The 21,990-nt window shown below is 56.7% G+C and carries 17 protein-coding genes and 1 pseudogene; 15 read left to right on the top strand and 3 right to left on the bottom strand.

Annotated elements, in window-relative coordinates; genetic code table 11:
* Positions 1–517 precede the first annotated feature (517 nt).
* The 8 genes from Q8O80_RS04890 (at position 518) to Q8O80_RS04855 (ending at position 11,197) form a co-directional block, all read left to right on the top strand.
* Positions 518–1,516, top strand: coding sequence for a substrate-binding domain-containing protein (locus tag Q8O80_RS04890; RefSeq protein ID WP_305577524.1), 999 nt, complete (start codon positions 518–520; stop codon positions 1,514–1,516).
* Between the two features lie 140 nt (positions 1,517–1,656).
* Entirely contained in the window at positions 1,657–2,679 is a 1,023-nt protein-coding gene (locus Q8O80_RS04885) for a galactitol-1-phosphate 5-dehydrogenase (RefSeq protein WP_305577522.1), read from the top strand.
* 97 nt (positions 2,680–2,776) lie between these two features.
* Entirely contained in the window at positions 2,777–4,297 is a 1,521-nt protein-coding gene (locus tag Q8O80_RS04880; protein ID WP_305577520.1) for a ribulokinase, read from the top strand.
* On the top strand, positions 4,294–5,289 hold the full coding sequence (locus Q8O80_RS04875) for a sugar-binding transcriptional regulator (protein ID WP_305577518.1): 996 nt from the start codon (positions 4,294–4,296) through the stop codon (positions 5,287–5,289). Before Q8O80_RS04880 ends, Q8O80_RS04875 begins: the two co-directional genes overlap by 4 nt.
* Positions 5,279–6,781, top strand: a complete 1,503-nt coding sequence (locus tag Q8O80_RS04870; RefSeq protein WP_305577516.1) for a sugar ABC transporter ATP-binding protein — start codon at positions 5,279–5,281, stop codon at positions 6,779–6,781. The genes Q8O80_RS04875 and Q8O80_RS04870 overlap by 11 nt, the downstream gene beginning before the upstream one ends.
* Complete coding sequence (locus Q8O80_RS04865; RefSeq protein WP_305577514.1) at positions 6,778–7,785, top strand: ABC transporter permease; 1,008 nt, start codon at positions 6,778–6,780, stop codon at positions 7,783–7,785. Before Q8O80_RS04870 ends, Q8O80_RS04865 begins: the two co-directional genes overlap by 4 nt.
* Before the next feature lie 29 nt (positions 7,786–7,814).
* Positions 7,815–8,786 carry a deoxyribose-phosphate aldolase gene (gene deoC / locus Q8O80_RS04860; protein WP_371136107.1) on the top strand — a complete coding sequence of 324 codons (972 nt, stop codon included), beginning with the start codon at positions 7,815–7,817 and terminating at the stop codon, positions 8,784–8,786.
* 11 nt (positions 8,787–8,797) lie between these two features.
* A complete protein-coding gene (locus Q8O80_RS04855; RefSeq protein WP_305577512.1) occupies positions 8,798–11,197 on the top strand; it encodes an aldehyde dehydrogenase family protein in 2,400 nt (799 codons plus the stop codon).
* A gap of 24 nt (positions 11,198–11,221) precedes the next feature.
* Here the strand turns inward: Q8O80_RS04855 and Q8O80_RS04850 are convergent.
* The 3 genes and pseudogenes from Q8O80_RS04850 to Q8O80_RS04840 all read right to left on the bottom strand — a co-directional run.
* Positions 11,222–11,644: pseudogene (locus tag Q8O80_RS04850) on the bottom strand (IS630 family transposase); the annotation flags it as partial.
* The gene (locus tag Q8O80_RS04845) at positions 11,635–11,796 is read right to left on the bottom strand and encodes a hypothetical protein (RefSeq protein WP_305577510.1); all 162 of its coding nucleotides are present in this window, start codon (positions 11,794–11,796) and stop codon (positions 11,635–11,637) included. The pseudogene Q8O80_RS04850 and the gene Q8O80_RS04845, both read right to left, overlap by 10 nt.
* Positions 11,786–12,643, bottom strand: coding sequence for a LysR family transcriptional regulator (locus tag Q8O80_RS04840; protein WP_305577508.1), 858 nt, complete (start codon positions 12,641–12,643; stop codon positions 11,786–11,788). Before Q8O80_RS04840 ends, Q8O80_RS04845 begins: the two co-directional genes overlap by 11 nt.
* A gap of 114 nt (positions 12,644–12,757) precedes the next feature.
* On the opposite strand from Q8O80_RS04840, the gene Q8O80_RS04835 reads away from it, so the two are divergent.
* The 7 genes from Q8O80_RS04835 to Q8O80_RS04805 all read left to right on the top strand — a co-directional run bounded on the left by Q8O80_RS04835 (position 12,758) and on the right by Q8O80_RS04805 (position 21,146).
* A complete protein-coding gene (locus Q8O80_RS04835; RefSeq protein WP_305577506.1) occupies positions 12,758–13,708 on the top strand; it encodes a tripartite tricarboxylate transporter substrate binding protein in 951 nt (316 codons plus the stop codon).
* A 69-nt stretch (positions 13,709–13,777) separates the two neighbouring features.
* Complete coding sequence (locus tag Q8O80_RS04830) at positions 13,778–14,242, top strand: tripartite tricarboxylate transporter TctB family protein (protein ID WP_305577504.1); 465 nt, start codon at positions 13,778–13,780, stop codon at positions 14,240–14,242.
* A 9-nt stretch (positions 14,243–14,251) separates the two neighbouring features.
* Positions 14,252–15,781 carry a tripartite tricarboxylate transporter permease gene (locus Q8O80_RS04825; RefSeq protein WP_305577502.1) on the top strand — a complete coding sequence of 510 codons (1,530 nt, stop codon included), beginning with the start codon at positions 14,252–14,254 and terminating at the stop codon, positions 15,779–15,781.
* A gap of 26 nt (positions 15,782–15,807) precedes the next feature.
* Positions 15,808–16,962 carry a cystathionine beta-lyase gene (metC, locus tag Q8O80_RS04820; protein WP_305577500.1) on the top strand — a complete coding sequence of 385 codons (1,155 nt, stop codon included), beginning with the start codon at positions 15,808–15,810 and terminating at the stop codon, positions 16,960–16,962.
* 63 nt (positions 16,963–17,025) lie between these two features.
* Positions 17,026–18,390, top strand: a complete 1,365-nt coding sequence (gene purB / locus Q8O80_RS04815; protein ID WP_305577498.1) for an adenylosuccinate lyase — start codon at positions 17,026–17,028, stop codon at positions 18,388–18,390.
* A gap of 52 nt (positions 18,391–18,442) precedes the next feature.
* Positions 18,443–19,834 (top strand): MmgE/PrpD family protein, encoded by a 1,392-nt coding sequence (locus Q8O80_RS04810; RefSeq protein ID WP_305577496.1) that lies wholly within the window; start codon positions 18,443–18,445, stop codon positions 19,832–19,834.
* 427 nt (positions 19,835–20,261) lie between these two features.
* The gene (locus Q8O80_RS04805; RefSeq protein ID WP_305577494.1) at positions 20,262–21,146 is read left to right on the top strand and encodes a dihydrodipicolinate synthase family protein; all 885 of its coding nucleotides are present in this window, start codon (positions 20,262–20,264) and stop codon (positions 21,144–21,146) included.
* The last annotated feature ends 844 nt before the right edge of the window (positions 21,147–21,990 follow it).

Raw genomic sequence — 21,990 nt, 5'->3', positions numbered from 1 at the left:
GGCAGCTTCGTGCAGACACTGACCCTTACCGACGTCGCGACTGGGTGGACGGAATGCGCGCCCCTGCTATTTCGCGAGCAGCGCCTGCTCAGCGAGGTGCTGTGTGAATAGGCGCGTGGTTTGGGCGCCGATCGGCACGGTAAGGCATTGAAACTTCAGTCACTGGCGGGGTCACGTTATGTCGCCGAATTACACCTTGGCGCTTACTGGAAATCACAGGTCAGTTGCACATATGTGCGCGGGGCAAACCATACCTTCAAGGCAAATCGGTACTGACCCAGACTTGCTGATGTGGTCAGCAACCAAGCTCAGTAAATTCGTATCCAATTGAGCTTGCTGAACTTTTTTGTGACCTGACTTCTGGGAGCCAAAGGCGGAGTCGCAGGACTTGACATTTGAGAATGACGGCTAAATCATAATTGCACTTATGTGAACATAAATCACATTTGTGAAAATCGAAAATCGCACATTACGAATGCTGATCGACCACGCTCAGCGCCCAAGGGAGGAATTATTTATGTTCAATCGTCGCACTTTTGTGTCCGGTGTTATGGTGACCGGTTCAGTACTCGCAATGACAGCCGGGCTGGCCCTGGTGCCGACCGCTGCGCTCGCCGAAGGCCTCAAAATCGGCTTCAGCCAAGTGACACTGCAATCGCCTTTCTATGTCCAGCTTAAAGACGGCGCCGAAGCTGCCGCAAAAGCTGGCGGCGATACCTTGATCTTTCTGGATGCCAATGGCGACGTCAGCAAGCAGAACAATGACATCCAGGATTTGATCACGCAGGGCGTGAACGCCATTATCATCAATCCAGTAAACCCTGACGCTGTTGTGCCGTCGCTTGAAGAGGCCACCGCTGCCGGCATTCCCGTGATTACCGTTGACCGCAGTGTCAATGGCGGCGGCGTGGTTGCCCATATCGGTCGTGACAACAAGGCCATGGGCATGGCCGTTGGTGAAGCTGTGAAAGCGTTCCTGGCCAAAGAAGGCATTGAAGGCGCCAAGATCATTGAAATCCAGGGCGATGCCGGTGGTGCCGTGATGATGGATCGTCGTGATGGTTTCCATGCCGCACTGGAAGGCTCAGGTCATAATCTGGTTGAAGGCCCCTATGCCGAGTACATTCGTGCCAACGCTGTGACCGCGATGCAGGATCTGCTGCAGGCCAATTCCGACGTCAAAGTGGTCTATGCCCACAATGACGACATGGCATTGGGGGCACTACAGGTGTTGCAGGAAAATGGTCGTGATGACGTCTATGTGGCCGGTGTCGATGGTCTGTCGGAAGCGCTTGGCATTATGGCCGACGGCGGCAACTACCTCGCAACTGCCCTCAATGACCCGCAATATCTTGGCGATGTCACCATTCAGGTGGCCCGCGAAGCAGCCGCTGGCAATGCTGTGCCCGCCTTCGTTGATGCAGGCACAAGGGCTGTGACAGCTGACAATGTGGACGAGTTTCCGCGTGACAGCCTGTTTGCTGAATACCGTCCGACCATCAATATGGACAAATAAGTTCCTCCCTGGCGTCGGCGCGAGGCTTCCAAGCCTCGCGCCGTTCATATTCCCAACGCGCTTTGAATATCGAGCGCGAATGACGTGGTGCGGCCCGTTGATGCTGTCCCAATCCCCTGATCGTTGAAAGGAACTCGTTCATGCGCGCAGCTGTTCTTCACAAACCCAAAGATATCCGTTTGGAAACTGTTGCTGACCCGATATCCAAAGCCAACCATGTCATCGTGCATGTTGAAGCTGTGGGTGTATGTGGGTCTGACCTGCCGCGCATGCTGATCAAGGGCGCACATAAGATGCCGCTGATCTGCGGTCATGAATTTTGCGGCAAGATCACCGAAATCGGTGAAGGCGTAAAGGGCTATTCAGTTGGTGAACTGGTTGCCATTCCGCCCATGTTGCCATGCATGGAATGTGATCAATGCGCGATCGGGAATTTCTCGCGCTGCCGCAATTACGATTATTTCGGTTCGCGCCGCGATGGTGCCTATGCTGAATTTGTCAGCGTTCCCGTCTCCAATCTGTTGAAGACACCTGCGGGTATTGATCCGCGCGCTGTGGCGATGGTTGATCCTGCCTCGATCGCCTTGCATGCCATCTGGAAGGCTGGTGGTGTATCAATCGGTCAGCGTGGCGGCACTATCGGTTGTGGTCCTATTGGCCTGTTTGCCATTCAGTGGCTCAAGCTGATGGGGGCGAGCGACGTGGTAGCGGTCGATGTGTCCAAACGAAAGCTGGAGCTAGCCAAGCAGGCCGGTGCCACCCACACCTTTCTCGCTGGTGAAGAAATTCCTGCCGAACTGCGATGCGATGTGATCATCGAGGCCGCCGGTCATCCCAGCTCCGTCAATGCCGCTGTCAATATGGCAGCGCCTGCGGGACATGTGGTTTTCATCGGCATCCCTGTTGGCGACATCAATCTCGCCAATAAGACCTTCCAGCATTTCCTGCGTCAGGAAGTGTCCTTGCATGGTTCATGGAACTCCTTTGGTGCGCCGTTCCCCGGACCCCAATGGACCGTGACCTTGGACAAGCTGGGTAGCGGCGAGCTGAAATGGGAGTTCATGATCAGTCATGATCTTGGCCTCGAAGAACTGCCAAACATGTTTGAAAAACTGGCAACTGATCGCGGCATGTTCTTCTCAAAAATCATGTTTCGACCCTGACAACCCAAATGACAATGTCCGTGCAAGAGTAGTTGGCGGTTAACGTCACGCATTTTGCAGACCCGATGGGGTTTAAACGGCCGGGAGAGGATTCGTCATGGCAGCAGTATTGAGTTTTGATTTTGGCACGGGGGGCGTGCGCGCCGGCGTCTATTCGTCCGATGGGCGTGCCATGCTCTCCATCGAGGACGTGTCTTACGAAACGATTTTCCCCCGCACCGGCTGGGCCGAACAGGATCCCAAAGCCTGGTTGGAGGGCATGATTGCTGCTGGCCGTGCCGCCATCAAGAGCGCCGGAATAACCGATATTGAAGCGGTGTGTGTCGCAACAACCGCCTCGACAACCGTTGCCTGCACTGCAGCAGGCGCGCCGATGCGGCCCGCGATCCTGTGGATGGATTGCCGGGCGTCTGACGAAGCCCGCATGACCGCTAATGTGTCTCATCCCGTAATGAGCTATAGCGGTGGCAGCGATGCCGTAGAATGGCTCGTGCCCAAGGCCATGTGGCTGTCACGGCACGAGAACCACAATTACGTCGGTGCGGACGTCATCTGCGAGGCATTGGATTTTATCAATTTCCACCTGACCGGCGAATGGGTCGGCTCGCGCATGAATGCGGCCTGCAAGTGGAACTATGACAGCCTGAATGGCCGGTTCGTCCCCGAGATTTATGACGAGCTGGGCGTGCCAGATCTCATCGACAAGTTGCCGCCGCGCATTGTGCCGGTGGGAGGGGTCATTGCCCCGATGTCTGCCCGGATGGTTGAAGCCCTGGGTCTCACCTTTACCCCTATGGTGGCGCAAGGCGGGATTGACGCGCATATTGGCATGCTCGGCGCCGGCACTGTGGCCGCCGGTGGCATGCTCATTATTGGCGGAACATCGGTTGTCCAGCTCACCCAGTTGACCGGACCGGAAAATGTGGACGGGTTCTGGGGACCATATCCCAACGCACTCGTCGATGATCATTGGCTGGTTGAAGCCGGGCAGGTGTCGGCAGGCTCTATTCTTGATTGGCTGGTTGGTGATATTTTCGGCCTCGATCGCGAGGGGCACATTGTACTAATGCAAGAGGTGGCAGACTGCCCCGGCCGCGCTGAAGGATTACTGGCGCTCGACTTCTGGATGGGCAACCGCACACCTTATCGCGACGGCCAATTGCGCGGCGCGATCATGGGGCTGAGTCTGGGGCATGGGCGTGCGGATATCTATGCCGCGCTCGTCGATGCCATTGCGCTGGGGACTGCCAATGTCTTGGCTGTCCTTGGCGAGCGTGGCGTCGGGATTGACCGCATCGTGCTTGCGGGCGGAATCTGTAAAAATCCGGTTTGGTTAAAGGCAACGATCGACGCCATTGGCCGTCCGGTCACAGTTGTGCGCGATGGCAATCTATCCTTGCTGGGCGCGGCGGTGTGTTCGCTTACAGCGCTAGGGGTTTTCCCTGACCTGATTGCTGCCAGTGCGGCTTGTGCTGTGGGGGACTTGGAGATCGAGCCCGATGTGCAACGCAGTGCCTGGTATCAGGGAACGCTGGGCCTCTACCGCGACGCCACAGACTCCCTGACGCCCACCCTGCACGCGCTATCGGTACGTCAAAACGGGGGGGCTGCGCAATGACTGGTCCAGCCAAACCGCACGGTGGCCGTTTGCCGGCTGACGACAAGCGCGAGCACATGATGGTGCAGGTCGCCAAGATGCATTACGACTTGGAGCGCACCCAATCGGAGATCGCCAGCGAGCTTGGTCTGACCCGGTGGCAGGTCAGCCGCTTGCTTTCAGATAGCCGCGCGCAAGGCATTGTCCGCATTGAAATTACGCCCCGTTCGAACCGCAAGGCCGAGCTTGAGGTGCAGTTGCAGCAAGAATTTTCTCTGCGCGACGCCATCGTGGTGCCCATGGGCGATATTACCGACAGTGATCTGCTGATGGAAAGCGTGGCGCAAGCAGCCGCCAAATATCTGGCGAGTATCACGCCCCTACCGGATTTGATCGGCGTGTCATGGGGGCGAACCATGTCGGCGGTGGCGCGATTCCTGCCGCAGAACTGGAACCCCGGTGCGCATATCGTTTTGGTCAATGGCTCGACGACACTGCGCCAGACCTCGGCGCGCACCAGCGCCGTGGCAGAGGAATTCGCGCAAACCGCAGGCGGCACAGCTACGCTTCTGCCTGTGCCAGCAATCATGGGCAAGAAATCCACGCGTGATGCCCTGGAGCAAGATCCGGTGATTGAGCGCGTGCTGGCGTTCGCCGAAACAGCCGGACTTGTGTGCTTTGGCATGGGCGGATTGTCCCATCATTCGGTGCTGCTCAACTCAGGCTATTTAACGGAAGCCGATATTGACCGTTTGAAGTCACTGGGCGCTGTAGGCGACATTTTAGGGCGGTTTGTCGATGCGGAGGGGCGCATTGTTGATCCCATTCTTGACGACCGCACCGTGGGGCTGCGGCTCGATGCCCTGGCCCGGAAAGCGCGGTCCATCGGCGTGGTTGCGGGCCAGGAAAAGCACGAAATCGCTGCAGCCGCGCTCCGCGCAAAATATGTGTCGGTGCTCATCACCGACGAAGCGACGGCCCGCTATGTCCTGGAGGCCCGCCATGACCAATGATGCCCGAACCGTGGATGTGATGAATGTCCGCAATGTATCCAAGAAATTCTTACCCAATATCATCGCACTTGAAAGCGCTTCGCTGAGCGTGCGCGCGGGCGAGGTGCATTGTCTGCTTGGTGCAAACGGGGCCGGAAAATCGACCTTTCTCAAGATCATTGCCGGAGCTTTTGCGCCGACGACGGGCGAGATCCGGATCGATGGCGAAAAGGTCACGCTGCACAGCCCGTCCCAGGCGGCGGAGCTTGGCATTTCGATGATCTATCAAGAACTCGATCTGGTGCCGCAGCTGACCGTGGAACAGAATATGTTTCTCGGCCATGCCCCGGCGCGGTGGGGGGTGTTGGATAAAGCGAGCCGGCGCAAGCGCGCCCGGCAGGCATTGGCAAGGGTGGGGGCCGCGTTTGAGCCCAGCGTCCGAGTTGGCGAATTGTCGGTTGCCAATCAGCAGCTGACGGCCATTGCCCGCGCGCTGACACGCGAAGCCAAAATCATCATCATGGACGAGCCCAGCGCGGCGCTGAATGAGACCGAGCTGGAAAAAGTATTCGAGGTGATCCGCGAACTCACAGTCCAGGGCGTGGCAGTGCTTTATGTGAGCCACCGGCTGGGTGAATTGCGCGAGATTGGCGACCGGGTAACCGTATTGCGCGGTGGCAAGACGATTGAAACCTTTGATGTCGAAGGCACCGGAGACGAAGCGCTTGTCGGAGCCATTCTGGGCACAGAGCGCAAACTTATTGATCGTCAGGACCGCCCGCCGGTAACCGGCGGCGTTGCCCTGAAGGTCGAAAGTCTGCGCGGTGAGCAAGGCTTGCACATTACCGATTTCGACCTGCATTTTGGCGAAGTTTCGGGTCTGACCGGGCTGAACGGTTCGGGGCGCACTAGCTTTCTTAAATCGTTGTTCGGTGCGCGACCCTTTGTTGGCAACGTCACGCTGTTCGATAAGCCCTTTCACCCGCGCAATCCCTCTCATGCCATTCGCGCGGGGGTTGGTCTTGTGCCCGAGAACCGCAAAACCGAAGGCCTGATTTTGGACGCGCCGGTTTACAAGAATGCGACCTTGCCCTCTTTGCGCGGCAGTTTTCTTGCGCGGCATGGGGCCATGAAAGCGCGCGCTATCCCCGTGCTTGAGCAACTCTCCACCAAATATGGTCGGCCGGAGCAGGCCGTGGTCCAGTTATCGGGCGGCAACCAGCAAAAAGTGGTGTTGACCAAATGGATCGTGAACGGCGCGAAATTGCTGCTGCTCGATGAGCCAAGCCGCGGGCTCGATATTGGCGCCAAGGCTGATCTTTATGAGCTGGTGACCGGATTGGCACAGCAGGGCGCAGCCGTGCTGATTGCCAGTAGCGAACTCGAAGAACTCTACAGTGCCTGCGACATGATCTGGGTGTTCCATGAAGGGCGAAATATCGCCAAATACAATCCATCGGTGACTGATCAGGATACAATTTTGAGAAGTCAAATTCTGGGGGGAGCCCAATGACAGCCGCCATTGAAATCAACAAAACAGAAGCGGAGCCAAGCATTGGTCGCCGGATTCTGAGCCTCGCGATCGAATATAACTTCATCGTCATATTTCTGGCTGTGGTGGTCATCGCGTCGTTTTTGTCGGAGAATTTTCTAACCTTCAACAATATCTCAAATCTCTTCCAGCAGGCCGCAGTCGTTGGCGTTGTTGCGATCGGCATGACATTTGTGATTTTGACCGGCAATATCGACTTGTCGGTCGGCAGCCTGGTGGCATTCACCGGCATGATTGTTGCCGTCCTGATGTCAAATGGCATGGACCCGTTCCTCGCCGTCGGGGCGACGCTGATCATTGGCTTTGGCTGCGGGGTGTTGATGGGCTCGATTTCGGCCATCGCGCAGGTGCCTAGCTTCATCGTCACATTGGCCGGTCTGGTGACCTTCCGCGGGTTGACCTATCTGACCACTGACGGTGTGCCGGTGAGCGGTCTGCCGCCGATCTTTTTCACCATCAGCTCGACAATGATCCCCATTTTGCCCGGATTTTCCGTGTCCTCAATGGCGGTGATCTTTGTTGTGCTGTGCATTATCGCGGGCCTGCTACTGCGGCTGACCGTGTTTGGCGAATATATCTTTGCCACTGGCGGCAACCCCGAAGCTGCCCGGTTGTCTGGTCTGCCAACGCGCCGCATTTTGGTGCTGGTGTTTGGTGTGTCGGGCCTGATGTCGGCAATTGGCGGCATTCTGCTGACCTCGCGTTTGCGCATTGGGCAGCCCACAGCCGCCCAAGGGCTCGAGCTTGACGCCATCGCTGCGGTGGTGCTGGGCGGCACCAGCCTGTTTGGTGGCCGAGGCGGGGTCCTTGGCACATTTTTTGCGGTCATGCTTCTGCAGGTGTTGCGCAATATTTTCAACCTCCTGGGACTGGGCTCATTTTATCAAATGACGGTCACCGGAATTATTATCATCGCTGCGATCTTGCTGAACCGCGCAATTGATATCAGAAAGGGACGCGGATGAGCGCCTCATACCCAGTCGAGGCCCAGGAAATGGGCGCTAACGTGGACAAAACGGACCATCGTAACCTAGGCACCAAGCTGACGCCTGAATGGTTCGACCATATGAATGTGAACCGCTCGGCAACCGAGCGCCGAACAGCAAGCTATGGCGGCCGCCGGACGGTCAAGAAGCAATGGCAGGCAGCGTGGCTGGTGCAGGCTGTGCGCTGCATTGATCTGACGACCTTGGCAGGGGACGACACCGAAGGACGTGTGCGGCGGTTATGTGCCAAGGCCCGCCAGCCCATTCGTGCTGACATCAAAGAGGCCCTGGGTCTTGGCGATATGCGCATCACTACAGGTGCTGTCTGTGTCTACCCAACCATGGTCGGGCATGCGGTGCGGGCGCTCGAAGGTTCGGGCGTGCCGGTTGCTTCAGTTGCCACGGGTTTCCCCACCGGATTGACCCCATTGCCGCTGCGGCTGGCAGAAATCAAATATGCGGTGGAGCAGGGCGCGGCCGAAATCGACATCGTTATTGCCAGGGAGCAGGTGCTGACCCAGAACTGGGAAGCGCTTTACGACGAGGTGGTGCAAATGCGCGCTGCATGTGGCGATGCCCATATGAAAGCTATCCTGGCGACGGGTGATTTGCGCACGCTGAGCAATGTTTACAAAGCCAGCATGGTGGCAATGCAGGCCGGCGCAGACTTCATCAAGACATCGACGGGCAAGGAAGACGCCAATGCGACGCTTCCGGTCAGCCTGACCATGCTTCGTGCGTTGCGCGATTACGGTGATCTTACGGGTGAGACGGTTGGGTTCAAACCTGCGGGCGGCTTGAAGTCGGCCAAGGACGCCATGCTGTGGCTCATTATGGTGAAGGAAGAATTGGGTCTGCGATGGATGCAGCCAGACCTGTTCCGCATCGGTGCCAGCTCCATGCTGGGCGATATCGAACGCCAGCTCGAACACCATGTTACCGGGCGCTATGCCGCCTCCCATCGCCACACACTGGCCTGAGGATAGTCGAGATGAATGCAATCAAGGATATTCTGAACACCATGGAATATGGTCCAGCGCCCGAAGCGAACGCGGAAGTCAAAGAGTGGCTGGGCAATGCCAAATCTGGATTTGGTCATTTTATCAATGGTCAGTTCACCTCGACTGAGAGTGCAGAGCTGTTCACGGTAACCAACCCTGCTACGGACGAAGTCCTCGCGGAAGTGGCCATGGGCACATCTGCCGATGTTGATGCAGCGGTGAAGGCCGCCCGCACTGCGTTTGACAAATGGTCCAAAACGCCCGGCCACGAAAGAGCGCAATACCTCTATGCCATTGCGCGCCACGTGCAAAAACACGCACGCTTTCTGGCCGTGTTGGAAACCATGGATAATGGCAAAACCATTCGCGAGACGCGCGACCTGGATATTCCGCTGGTCGCGCGCCATTTCTATCACCATGCCGGCTGGGCCGAGCTGCTTGAGAGCGAATTTCCCGGCACTGAGCCACTGGGCGTGTGTGGGCAGGTAATTCCATGGAATTTCCCATTGCTGATGCTGGCGTGGAAAATTGCCCCTGCGTTGGCCGCAGGCAATTGCGTGGTGCTTAAGCCCGCCGATTTGACGCCACTGTCGGCTATTGCATTTGCTGAAATTTGCGCTGAAGTGGGGCTGCCCGCGGGCGTCGTCAATATCGTGCAAGGAAATGGCGAAACCGGCGCGCTGATCTGCGGCCATGAAGACGTGGACAAGGTTGCGTTCACCGGGTCGACGGCTGTGGGACGTCGCATCCGCGAGCAGCTGGCCGGAACGGGCAAGAGGCTGTCGCTTGAGCTGGGTGGGAAGTCACCATTTGTGGTCTTTGAAGACGCAGATCTGGACGGTGCCGTCGAAGGTGTGGTCGACGCCATTTGGTTCAACCAGGGCGAAGTGTGCTGCGCAGGGTCACGCATTCTGGTGCAGGAGGGCGTGGCCAAGGCGTTCTTTGCCAAATTGCGCAAGCGGCTGGAGACGCTGCGGATCGGTGATCCGCTCGACAAGACTATGGATGTTGGCGCGGTCGTCTCGCACGTTCAACTGGGCCGCATTCAGGCTCTGCTCGATACAGGCCGCGCCGAAGGCGGGACTTTGTGGCAATCTGAAATGCGGCTGCCGGCAAAGGGTAGCTTCTGCCTGCCCGGGTTTTTTACTGACACTGAACCTTCTTCGACGGTGAGCCAGGTCGAAATTTTTGGTCCCGTCGCCACCACAGGCACCTTCCGCACACCAGCAGAAGCAATAGAACTGGCCAACAACACCAGATACGGGCTGGCGGCGTCGGTCTGGTCGGAAAACATCAATCTGGCAATCGATGTCGCCGCGGCAATAAAAGCCGGTGTGGTGTGGATCAACGCCACCAATATCTTTGATGCCGGTGCTGGGTTCGGCGGCTATCGCGAAAGTGGCTTTGGCCGGGAAGGCGGGCGCGAGGGCATGTACGAATATCTCGCCAGCGCGTGGGAGAAGGCATTGCCCGAGGCAAAGGCTGTGCTGCCATTTGCACCCGTTTCAACGCCTGTCGCTGACGGCAAGGCAGGCGCTGACGATGGCATCGACCAGACGGCAAAACTCTATATAGGCGGCAAACAGGCGCGGCCCGATGGCGGCTATAGCTATAAGGTGCTTGGCAAGTCCGATAAACAGATTGGCCTTGCAGGGCTGGGTAATCGCAAGGACATCCGCAATGCGGTTGAAGCGGCGGCCAAGGTGAAAAGCTGGGGCAACGCGACCGGGCATAATCGGGCGCAAGTGCTCTACTATATTGCGGAAAATCTTTCGCAGCGGGCATCGGAATTTGAAGCCTTGCTGGTGGCAAGTACCGGCGCGTCTGCCAATGCCGCGAGTGAAGAGGTCGCGATTAGTATGCGGCGCATATTCTGGTATGCAGCCCAGGCCGACAAGTTTGATGGGGCGGTACACGCCACCAAATCAAGCCATGTGACAATGGCGCTTAATGAGCCCTGGGGCGTGATGGGGGTGGCCTGTCCCGACAAAATGCCCTTGTTGTCATTTATCTCGATGGTGTTCCCTGCCATTGCGATGGGCAATTCAGTTGTCGCGCTGCCATCACAGCGGCATCCATTGGTGGCGACCAAACTCTATCAGGTTTTTGAAACCTCGGATCTGCCCGGCGGCGTGGTCAACATTGTGACAGGTGAAACAGATGCACTGGTAAAAACACTGGCGGAACATGATGACGTTGCGGCCGTTTGGTATTGCGGCAGCCAGCAGGGTAGCGCGATGGTTGAGGAAGTTGCCGGTGGTAACCTCAAAGCGACCTGGGTGGACTATGGGCGGCCTCGCAATTGGCGAAATCCATTGCAGGGGCAGGGCCGCTGCTACCTGCGACGGGCTACACAGGTCAAGAACATCTGGCTGCCGTACGGCGCTTAGAGCGGTTCACAGGTTGTCCGAAAATATGGGGATACCCGGCGTTGTGATTTTGTGACTCAAGATGTTTGCTGGAGTGGAGGCCAGCACGTAAAGGCCCACCACCCCGTGAAGCATTTCGGCAAACGCCTTGTCGTTGGACAGCTTGAAACTGTGCCAGCGGCGGGGAGCCAGGCCGTGGTCGCGCAATATCCTCATGACCGAGGAGGCGGCGATGCCAACTGCCTTGGCCGTGGTGCGAACTGTCCAGCGCGTTGCTTCGTGACAAGGCGCTTGGAGTGTCAGCGCCACGACCTTGTCGACCAGCACTGCGTCGAGCGGCGCGATGCCCGATGGCCGGGTCTTGTCGTGCAGCAAACCCTCGACTCCATAGGCCATGTAGCCCTCCTGACACTCCCGATAGGACATACGCGGACCCGCGGCCTCCTCTCCGGTTGCAATCAGAATGGCGTCAGCTCAAAACCATCGACCGGGTTGCGGTAGAATTTGGTGAAGATGTCGATTGGGTTTTTGAAATCGCCATCGAGATGGAGCCTGAGGATGGCGTAATCTGGGCCTTCAGCCTCGAAGACGAAGACGGCATCATGGCCTCTAGGATGCACTGGCGATGATCAAATCATACAGATCATCCAGCGCAGGACTGCTCTTATTGAGGGTACGGTGTAAGAAGTAGGAAACTTTCGGTAGAGACGGCAATTCCATTTTAGTATCCAGAATTTCAATATCGGATCTGAAAGCACTTCTGGTGCGAGCAGTTATCCCGAGGCATGCCTCAATTCCGAAACGGATTCCAGAAGTTGTGCGCGACGTGAACCGCTCGTAATAGGTCCAACCATTTAGTTCCAGGGCGGTTAGTGCGATTCGTCGAAACATGCTGGGCGAGTCCGTGACCACAAGGGGCAATGGCTCCTTCGGGTCATATCGCCACGTCTTCGCCGCGATCCAATGCACGCTCAACATTCTAACTCGCGCGCCTTCGCTGCTGCCAGAACGCCAAGTGCTTAACGTCAGGTCCAGCGCTCCCTCCTCCAGCATTTTCATCAGAACCCCGCTCCGTTCAACAGCAAGGACGATCTGCACTCGTGGCCACTTTCTAGAAAATGCTCTCAAAATATCGGGCAACAGATCGTTGGCTATCTCCATCGGAGCGCCAATTTTGATTATTCCAGAGTTGTGACTTTTTCCGGACGCCGACATAGCCTGGGTACACAGCGAGATTATCTCATGGCTGTGGCGCAGCAAGGTTCTACCGGCCTCTGTGAGTTCGCGTCGCCGCCCCTTCGTTACGAACAACGATGTGCCAATGTTCCGCTCCAGGTTCTTCATCTGCTGGGTTACCGCGGGTTGGGTGCGCCCGATCTTCCGCGCTGCGGCACCAAAGCTGCCCTCCTGATCAATCGCGATCAGTGTGCGCAAAAGCGAAAGGGAAAGCTGAAAGTCCTGTTTCAAGGCTGGGTCCAATCTGATAAATTTTGCTAATGTAATATGAGAAATTATCGAAGATACAAATGAATTTAAGAACCCTATCTTCCGTGGATTGGAGTTTGCATTAGGGAGAATGAGATGAAAATCTTGGCACTGATCGCGGCCCTTGGGCTGAGTGCGTTGGCGATGCCAGCGTTCGCCGAAGGATATCCTCAGAAAAACATAGATCTTGTCGTGCCGTTCGAGCCCGGCGGGTCAGTAGACACAACGTCTCGGATCATCGCGGAAACGGCAAATACTATCCTCAAGGGGGGGGGGCTTGTTGTGGTGAACCGCGGCGGGGGCGGCGGGATCGTCGGTCAGACTTCCGTCGCGCAGGCCGCGCCAGATGGATACACAATTCTTGCGATGACCAGTTCGGTCGTGACCAATCCGCTGTTGAAAGGCGCCAGCTACACGATCGACGACTTCCGTCCAGTGGCGCTCTACAATCTCGATCCAGAAGTAATCGTGGTTCCCGCGGATTCGCGCTTCCAGACGGCCCAAGAGTTTTTGGCGGCTGCATCAGCCGAGCCCCTCAACATCGTCGTCGCAGGCATCGGTACGTCACACCATATGTCGGGCTTGGCGATCGAACGCGTGACGGATGCGACCTTCAACTACATTCCGACCAGCGGCTTTGGCGCGCAGGTGCAGGCTGTTGTTGGTGGGCACGCTGATGGTGCGCTCTGGCCACTCGGTGAAGCCATGGCACAGGCCGAAAGTGGCGGTGTGCGTTTGCTCGCCATTGCCCAGGAAGAGCGCGATACGAGTTTTGCGGACGTCCCAACCTTTCAGGAAGTCGGCATCGATATTCCGATTTTTGCCACTTTCCGTGGCTGGGCCGTGCCCGCTGATACGCCCGATGATGTCGTAGCCACCCTCTCTGACCTAATGAAAGCCATCTACGAAAATCCGGCTTACGTCGAACGGATGACCACTGCAGGGTTCAAGCCCGCATTCCGCGATGCTGCGGCCTTCCAGGCTCTCATTGCTGATGACGCAGCGCGGTCCGCAATCATTATCGAAGAGGCTGGTCTCGGGCAATAACCCTCTGATCTGCCCGGCCTAAATGCCGGGCAGATCCCCTTCCCAATCCGGCTGTTATGGAAGTGTCTGATGACCGAGAGATATGGCAACCTGTTCGTTCGAGCCCATAGTGATCTGTGGGTAGGTTTGACCTTCATCGCCCTTGGATGTGTTGGGGCGTGGTTCGCAAGCGGTTTTGATACACTGTCGCGCAGCTATCCGACCGTCTTGTCGGTGTCACTAGTCGCCTTGGGGGGCACGCTGATTGTCAAAGCATCGCACCAAGAACCTGACAGTGTACCCTTTCGGGTCTCCGCCCATGCCGCCTTTGTGGCGACGCTGACCCTTGTCGCTTGGATAGCTGCTCTGACCGCAGGTCTGGGTTATTTGCTACCCACATTCGCCATGCAAGTGGTGTTTCTGCTTATATGCGGGGTGCGCGACTACCGCAAATTGGGGCTCATCGCCGCTGCTATCACCATTGTCAGTTATCTCGCGTTTATCGTCGGGCTAGGCATTCGCCTGCCCGCAGCAATCTCGCCTTGGATTATGTGAGTTACCGACATGGAAACGATCCTGCTTGGATTTCAGACACTGGCCACACCAATGGTCATCTTCATGTTGGTACTTGGCCTGTTCGCCGGAATGATCGTTGGCTCGATTCCGGGTATCAATGACAACATTGCATTTGCCGTCTTCATTCCGTTTTCCTTTTCGATGCCTGCAGAACAGGCTCTCGCTCTGATGGTCGGAGTTTATTGCGCCGCTGCCACCGGAGGCGCGATCCCGGCGATTATTATCAAGGTGCCAGGCACCGCTTCGTCGCTTCTGACAGCAGAGGATGGCAACGCCATGGCCCGAAAGGGAATGGCCGGGCGCGCATTGGGTATTGCCATCACATCCTCTGTCGTCGGTGGAGTAGCCAGTTCGATCGTCCTGCTGTTTTTTGCACCTTCACTGGCTAGGGTCGCGCTTGAATTTGGTTATATCGAGAACTTTGCGCTGGCCATCCTGGGCCTTTCAAGCGTGGTGGGCCTGCTACGCGGCAATGTCGCCAAGGGAGCGATTGCCGCGATCGCCGGTCTGTTAGTAGCCACAATCGGCTTCAGCCCCGTCACGGGATTTCCACGCTATACGTTCGGCAATATGAATCTGATCGAGGGCATCCCATTCGTGCCATTGCTGGTGGGCCTGTTCGGAGTTGCAGCAATGCTGGACCTGATGGTCGGCATCTTCCGCGACCGTAAAAACAACATCGCGCTTTCTAAACTCCCGGAAATCGGCTCTCTCCTGTTGCCACGTGCCCTAATGCGACGCCTGCTACCCGTCTGGGTCAGTGGCTCGGTAATCGGCAATGTGATTGGCATGTTACCGGGCGCGGGCATGTTGATGGCCATTTTCCTGGCCTACGACAACGCCGCACGCCGGTTCCGGCGCCTCTATGAGGGCAAACCGGGCGAAACAACTTGGGGTAATGGCGCGCCTGAAGGCATCGCCGCTCCCGAATCCGCCAACAACGCGGTCACGGCAAGTTCCATGGTTCCGCTGCTGTCGCTGGGTATCCCAGGCAATTCGACCTCAGCGCTGTTTATTGGCGCGTTGGCACTGCACGGCATGGTGCCGGGCCCTCTGCTGTTTTCGCAGCACGGAAACATCGCCTGGATGATCATAGTGGCCTTTCTGGTCGCCAATATCCTCATGTGGCCAATTGCCGTTACGGTGATCCGAACGGTGTCGAAACCCATCTTCCTGATCCCAAAGGAAGTCCTGGTCGGTGTGATCGCCCTGTTGTGTTTCATGGGAGCCTATTCGGACGGCGCCAACGTATTTAACATGTGGATAGCTCTGGTTGCGGGCCTAGCGGCATTCGCCATGCGGCTGACCAACATTCCACTTGGCCCATTCATACTTGGCCTCGTTCTGGGGCCGCAGCTTGAATCGTCGCTGAACAATTCACTAATCATTTCGCGTGGTACTTGGCTGGTTTTCATTGATCCGGTTTCCCATCCGATCAGCGCCGGCATGATCCTTGCCTCGATTTTGTTATGGACTGTCCCCGTCATTCTGAATTTCCGACCCAAGAAAATTGCCTGATTTTCTCACTCCAGGAAACGCATCCGATGAACCGTGAAACCAAACTCATGCATTACGGGCGAGTGTCTCTCCCAGGGCCTGCGAACCCACCTGTCATGCGGGCATCAACGATACTGCACGATACAGTGGGATCCTATCAGGACACCAAGCGACGACGCGAAAACGATGACGCAATCTTGTCCTATGGACGGCGTGGAACAACCACCGCCCATGCGCTCGCCGCCGCAATCTGTGACCTGGAAGGCGCCGAGGCGTGCTTCCTCTTCCCCAGCGGCGTCGCAGCAGTGGCCGGAGCGATCGCGCCCTATGTCGGTGCCGGCGATAGTCTACTGGTGGTTGATACGATCTTTCCCGCAACTCGTACCTATTGCGAGGGGGTATTGGCGCGCAACGGTATTACGATCGACTATTTTCCATGGGACACGACAGATCTCAGTGCCTTCGTAAAACCCAACACAAAGGCGGTAATGGTCGAATCTCCCGCATCGCAGACCTTCGAAGTGATGGACCTACCCGCACTCTGCAAAGATGCCCATGCTCGCGACCTGGTCGTCATTGCCGATAATACCTACGGGTCGAGTTGGCTCTATCGACCATTAGACCTGGGCTGCGATGTTTCCGTGGTGGCGGGTACAAAATACCTTGGCGGCCATGCTGACGTGATGATGGGGGCAGCCGCAGCGAAGGGGCCAGCCACCCCCAGACTGCGTCAGCATAGCCAGATGACCGGCCAGACCTTGGGACCCGATGACGCATATAATTGTCTCCGTGGTATTCGCACATTGGGGCTGCGGCTCGATCGACATCAGGAAAATGGGTTTGCCCTGGCCGATTGGCTCAAGGCCCGCGACGAGGTACAGGCGGTTCTGCACCCCGGACTGCCCGAGCATCCTGGCGCAAAAGTCTGGGCGCGTGATGCCACAGGCTGCAACGGCTTGTTTAGCGTCATCTTTGCCGAGGGATTTGACGCCGAGGGATTAGTTGATCGCCTGTCGCTGTTCGCGATTGGAAGTTCATGGGGCGGTTTCGAAAGCCTGGCCATGCCGTCCGACCCCAATGCAGGCCGTATGTTTCAGGACACAGCGCGGACAGGTCCGATGGTTCGGTTCCACGCGGGGCTTGAACACATCGACGATTTGATCGCCGACATGTTGGCGTCCTTCAATGTCGCCGCCAACTGAGAATTCATCTGCCGACGCGATGCGCATAGCATTGATCACACAAGCAATTAGAGAGAGATCCCCATGGGCACGAGCGTTTTTGATTCCATCCTTTTGAAGAATTCCTGGTCGACTGAGGAAATGCGCAACATTTTCAGCGACAAGGCACGCATTCAAAGGTGGCTGGACGTTGAGGCAGCGCTAGCTCTGGTCCAGTCCGATTTGGGGATGATCCCGGCAGAGGCCGCCAAGGAAATCGCTGCCAAGTCCCAGTTCGAAGCCATCGACATGGACTTGGTGCTTCATCACTTGGCCATAACCAAGCATCCACTGGTACCAGTGGTGCGCGCGCTGGAACATGCCTGTGACGGCGGCGCCGGTGAATATGTACATTTCGGCGTAACAACCCAAGACATCATCGACACTGGGCTGGTGTTGCAGATGAAGGACGCGTTCAACATCGTGCGTCGTGATCTGGTGCAGATGGCCCGCGACCTGATGCGCCTGAGCAGCGAGCACCGCAATACGCCGATGATGGGGCGCACCATGTCGCTACAGGCCATTCCGGTCACCTTCGGCTTCAAGACCGCAATCTGGCTCTCGGAAATCGACCGACATCTTCAGCGGCTGGATGAAATGGAACCGCGGGTTTTCGTGGGTTCCATTGTGGGCGCAGTCGGCACCAAGGCATCTTTTGGCCCCAAGGCGCATGCGATGGAAAAGGCCGTCAACACAAAGCTCGGACTGGGTACTCCAAACATTTCTTGGCAGCCTGCTCGCGACAGAATGTACGAGTTCGGTGCAGTGATGGGCGGAGTCAACGCGACCCTGAACAAAATCGGCAACCAGCTTTTGCTCCTTGCCCACAATGAGTTTGACGAGATTGCAGAACCCTTTGGCGAAGGCCAGGTCGGATCTTCAACCATGCCACACAAGCGCAACCCCGCAGTCACGGAAAACTCAGTGACCGTCAGCAGTGCCCTGAAGTCTAACATCAACATGATGTCTGACATCACAAAACACGAACACGAACGTGACGGCGCCGTGTGGAAGATGGAATGGAAGATCATCCCGGAAATCTGCCTGATGCTGTCTGTCGTTCTGGCCAATTTGAAATTTGTGTTGGCAGGTCTGGATGTGAAAAAGGACAGCATGCTGAGCAATCTCGAATTGTTGAAAGGCTATGCGCTGGCCGAGCGGATCATGTTCGCGTTGGCCGACAAGTTGGGCAAGCAGACCGCCCACGAAGAAGTGTACCACGCGGCGATGAAGGGCATCGAAGCGGGCATCACCTTCAAGGAGGCTCTGGCAGCAAACGACGCCATTCGAGGCGCACTGAGCGAATCCGAGCTTGAGACACTTCTGGACCCGACGACCTATGTTGGGGAATCGCCCGAAATCGTCGATCAGGTCGTTGAAGATATCAAGGCGGGTGGGCGGATCGCATAGGCGCCTCCTACTCCGCCGCCAAAAAGCTCTATCGCTTCTGAAAAGGACAGCCATGACCTATTCTTCCGAGTTGGCGTCGTTTGTCTGTACGCTCGACTTCGACGCGGTTCCATCCAGCACCATCGCCCGGGCCAAACAACTGATGATCGACACCTTAGGTGTCGGACTTTCGGGCACCCGGCACTCCACCTTCGAAACTGCCCTTGCCGGGATCATGGCAATCCCCGGCAGCGAGGGGAGGCAACAAGTTCTAGGTGGGAAGGTAACGCTGGCCACCCCATATGCGGCGATGGCCAATGGCGTTGCCTGTCATGTGCTTGATTTTGACGATACCCATACCGCCTCTATCGTCCATGGCAGCGCAATCCTCACGCCGGTAGTTCTTATGCTGGGTCAATCAGCGGCAACTTCGGGGCGCGACGTCCTCACCGCCTTTGTTGCGGGATGGGAGGTTGCGGCCCGTGTCGGAATCGCCTCCGGCAGCAGTTTCCACAACCGCGGATTTCACGCTACCGCAGTAGCTGGCATTTTTGGTGCCACGGCAGCCGCGGGCAAATTGCTGGGACTGTCCCCCGATGCGTTGCAGAATGCCTTCGGGCTGTGCGGCAGTCAGGCCGCCGGAGTAACCGAATTTCTTACCAACAACTCGTCGTCAAAAGGTTATCACGTCGGTTGGGCCGCGCAGAACGCGATCATCACCGCCTATCTGGCCAGAGCAGGGGCAACTGGGCCCTCGACGATATTTGAGGGCCGCAATGGCGTGTTTAATACCCACGGTCTGCCCAACCTTTCCGATGCTTCCTTGACAGTCGCCGACCTGGGAACGCGTTGGGAAACGGAACGCGTGTCGATCAAGCCCTATCCATGCTGTCATTTTGCCCATGGGGCGGTGGATTGCGCAATTGAGTTGCGCAATGATGGAATAAGCCCCGCGGACGTTCGAAATATTCACGCAATCATTGATGACGTGGCTGCCGGGTTTGTTTGCAAGCCCCTAGAGTCCAAATACACACCGAGCAACGCCTATGGCGCAAAGTTCAGCCTGCCCTATCTCGTTGCCTGCGGATTGATTGACGGTCGGGTTGATCAGGGATCTTTCACCGACGACCAGATCGAGCGGGATGATCTAATCTCGCTTGCACGCAAGACCAGCTACGAAAATGCAGAGAAGGGTACGACGGGATTTCCGAAGTATTTTCCTGGGCACCTACGGGTCACCCTGAACAACGGGCGCTTGGTCGAAAAGCGTGTTGCAATCAATCGTGGAAATCCAGACGCTCCTTTGTCAGGCGACGACGTCGCTCGCAAATTTAAGCGCAATGTCGAAGGTATTCTATCAATGGAACGTGCGGCCTCTCTGGTCGATGCTGTATTAGAATTAGATACTTTGGACGGACTTTGTAATTTAATGTACGAACTATCTTGTACTGGTGAGGTTAAATAGAAGCTAGATTCTTTTGTTGTTCGTTTAATACAAACAGACAGCCTATTAATATTTTGGTTGTCGAGAATTTATATTAAAAATTTTGAATAAAGTTCGAGTTTGTAGTATTTGATATGATTTATCGAAGTATAATCTTGGTTGGACATCGCTAGCGTGCTGAGCGACGTCAGCACAGAGTTTAGCGTATCGAGCTTCAGCGCCGCTCCTGTGGTACGACTACAGCCCCCACCAACAACATCAGAATTTCTGAGTTTTCCGATATTCATTCATGCCACCACCTGGGCCTCTGAGGTCAGTCTGTCGTTTGCTCGCTGCTACGATGGGTGGTCACTGGCCGAAGACCTTTGGCAAGTGTCGAGACAATTATATCGGGGCCACTTGGCGCCAAACCAATGTCAGATAGCTGCGTATTGACGGAGAGACCACAATGATTGAATTGAGTGGCGTATTTCCCTATTTGGTGTCGCCCGTTGACGTTGCCGGAACGGTGCAAACTGAGGTTCTAACCGATTTGGTCGACCATTTGGTCGCTAGTGGCGTACATGGCCTAACCCCGCTCGGCAGCACAGGGGAATTCGCGTATCTCAGCCATCAGCAACGCTATGAGGTGGTGCGCGCCGTAGTGTTGGCTAGTCGAGGCCGTGTGCCAGTTGTTGCCGGTGTCGCTGCAACTACAATTTCGGATGCTCTCGAGCAGACCAAAACGATGATCGAGCTGGGTGCCGATGGTATTCTTGCAATCTTAGAAGCCTACTTCCCAATCTCCGACAGCGGCGTCGAAGCCTATTTCCGCGCAATTGCTGGGGCCGCACAAGGACTGCCCGTAACAATCTATACAAATCCCAATTTCCAGCGCTCTGATCTAAATCTTGGTGTACTGGAGCGGCTTAGCCACGTCCCCAATATCGCGTATATCAAGGACGCCTCCTCCAATACCGGCCGACTGCTTTCAATCATGGAACAGACTGAGGGCAGACTAAAGGTTTTCGCTGCTTCAGCCCATATCCCCGCAGCAGTTATGCTGATCGGCGGTGTAGGCTGGATGGCAGGACCCGCGTGTCTCGCTCCACGACAAAGCGTTGCACTGTACGACGCCGCCTGTAGCGGCGACTGGGAGCAAACCATGGCATTGCAGCGTCCGCTTTGGCGGCTCAACCAACTTTTCGCTCGTCAATCGCTAGCGGCGTGCATCAAAGCTGGTCTCGAGCTTCAAGGATTCAAAGTTGGCGATCCGCTGCCACCGCAATCGCCACTTGGCCCTGACGACCGCGCCGAACTGGCCGCAGCCCTTCAGAAACTGGGCGCGCCCTAGTGGTGCCCGCCTGACATACGAGTCCTTTGTGGGGTTTCCACTCTGGCGTGCGCATGCGAAGTCTGGACTTCACAACGCCGGTTGCTGAGCTGGACACCCGCAAAAACCCTCGCGCCTTTGATGCAGTCGTGATTCTCTGATGTTGCCCGGTAGTAGAGCGCTGTCATGGACCCGCATTCGCTTCTCAGCCTGAACGATCACCTTGAGGCGCTGAGCCAGCATGGCGATCCGCTCGAGGTTTTGCAGCACACGGTGGATTTCGAGTGTGAATAGGCGCGTGGTTTGGGCGCCGATCGGCACGGTAAGGCGTTGAAACTACAGTCACTGTCGGGATCACGTTATGGCGCCGAATTACACTGAGGAACTAGCGCGAGCCTTGGCGCAGGCATTTCGAGCGCCGTTGATTGCGGCCTGAAGAGGCATTCGCCCTTGTCCGCCCATGAGGAACAGCCAAAAGAACCCGCCGCTCCGCGCCAGTCAGAACAGACTTGGAATGAACCGCATCCTCTAAGAGTACGGCCGAGATGAAGAGACCGGCATTTGCCATGGTGAGGTCCTTGTTTCCTCGACCAATAGATCGGCCGCTCGGATCTCGACAAATGGGCGGCTTTCCGTTCCAACGCGGTCGCTACTAGGTCCTGTTGACGAAGTGCGGCATCCATAAGGGGCAGCTTTCTGCCTCGTCTGCCCAATAACGGACAGTCTGTCAATCGGCCCAGAACATTGACCCCGTATCGGCGTCCAATGTTGACCCCCTGATCGCGACGATGAGCTGATCCGGCGCGGCGAAGCTGGTAAGGGTTGCGGCGCCGCGTCGGATCAGCGGTTGGCGAGTCAGATGCGG

This window comes from Devosia sp. (genome assembly GCF_030689745.1).
Lineage (GTDB): Bacteria > Pseudomonadota > Alphaproteobacteria > Rhizobiales > Devosiaceae > Devosia > Devosia alba.
The sequence above is the reverse complement of the archived record's forward strand: the minus strand, read 5'-3'. Positions and strand labels throughout refer to the sequence as shown.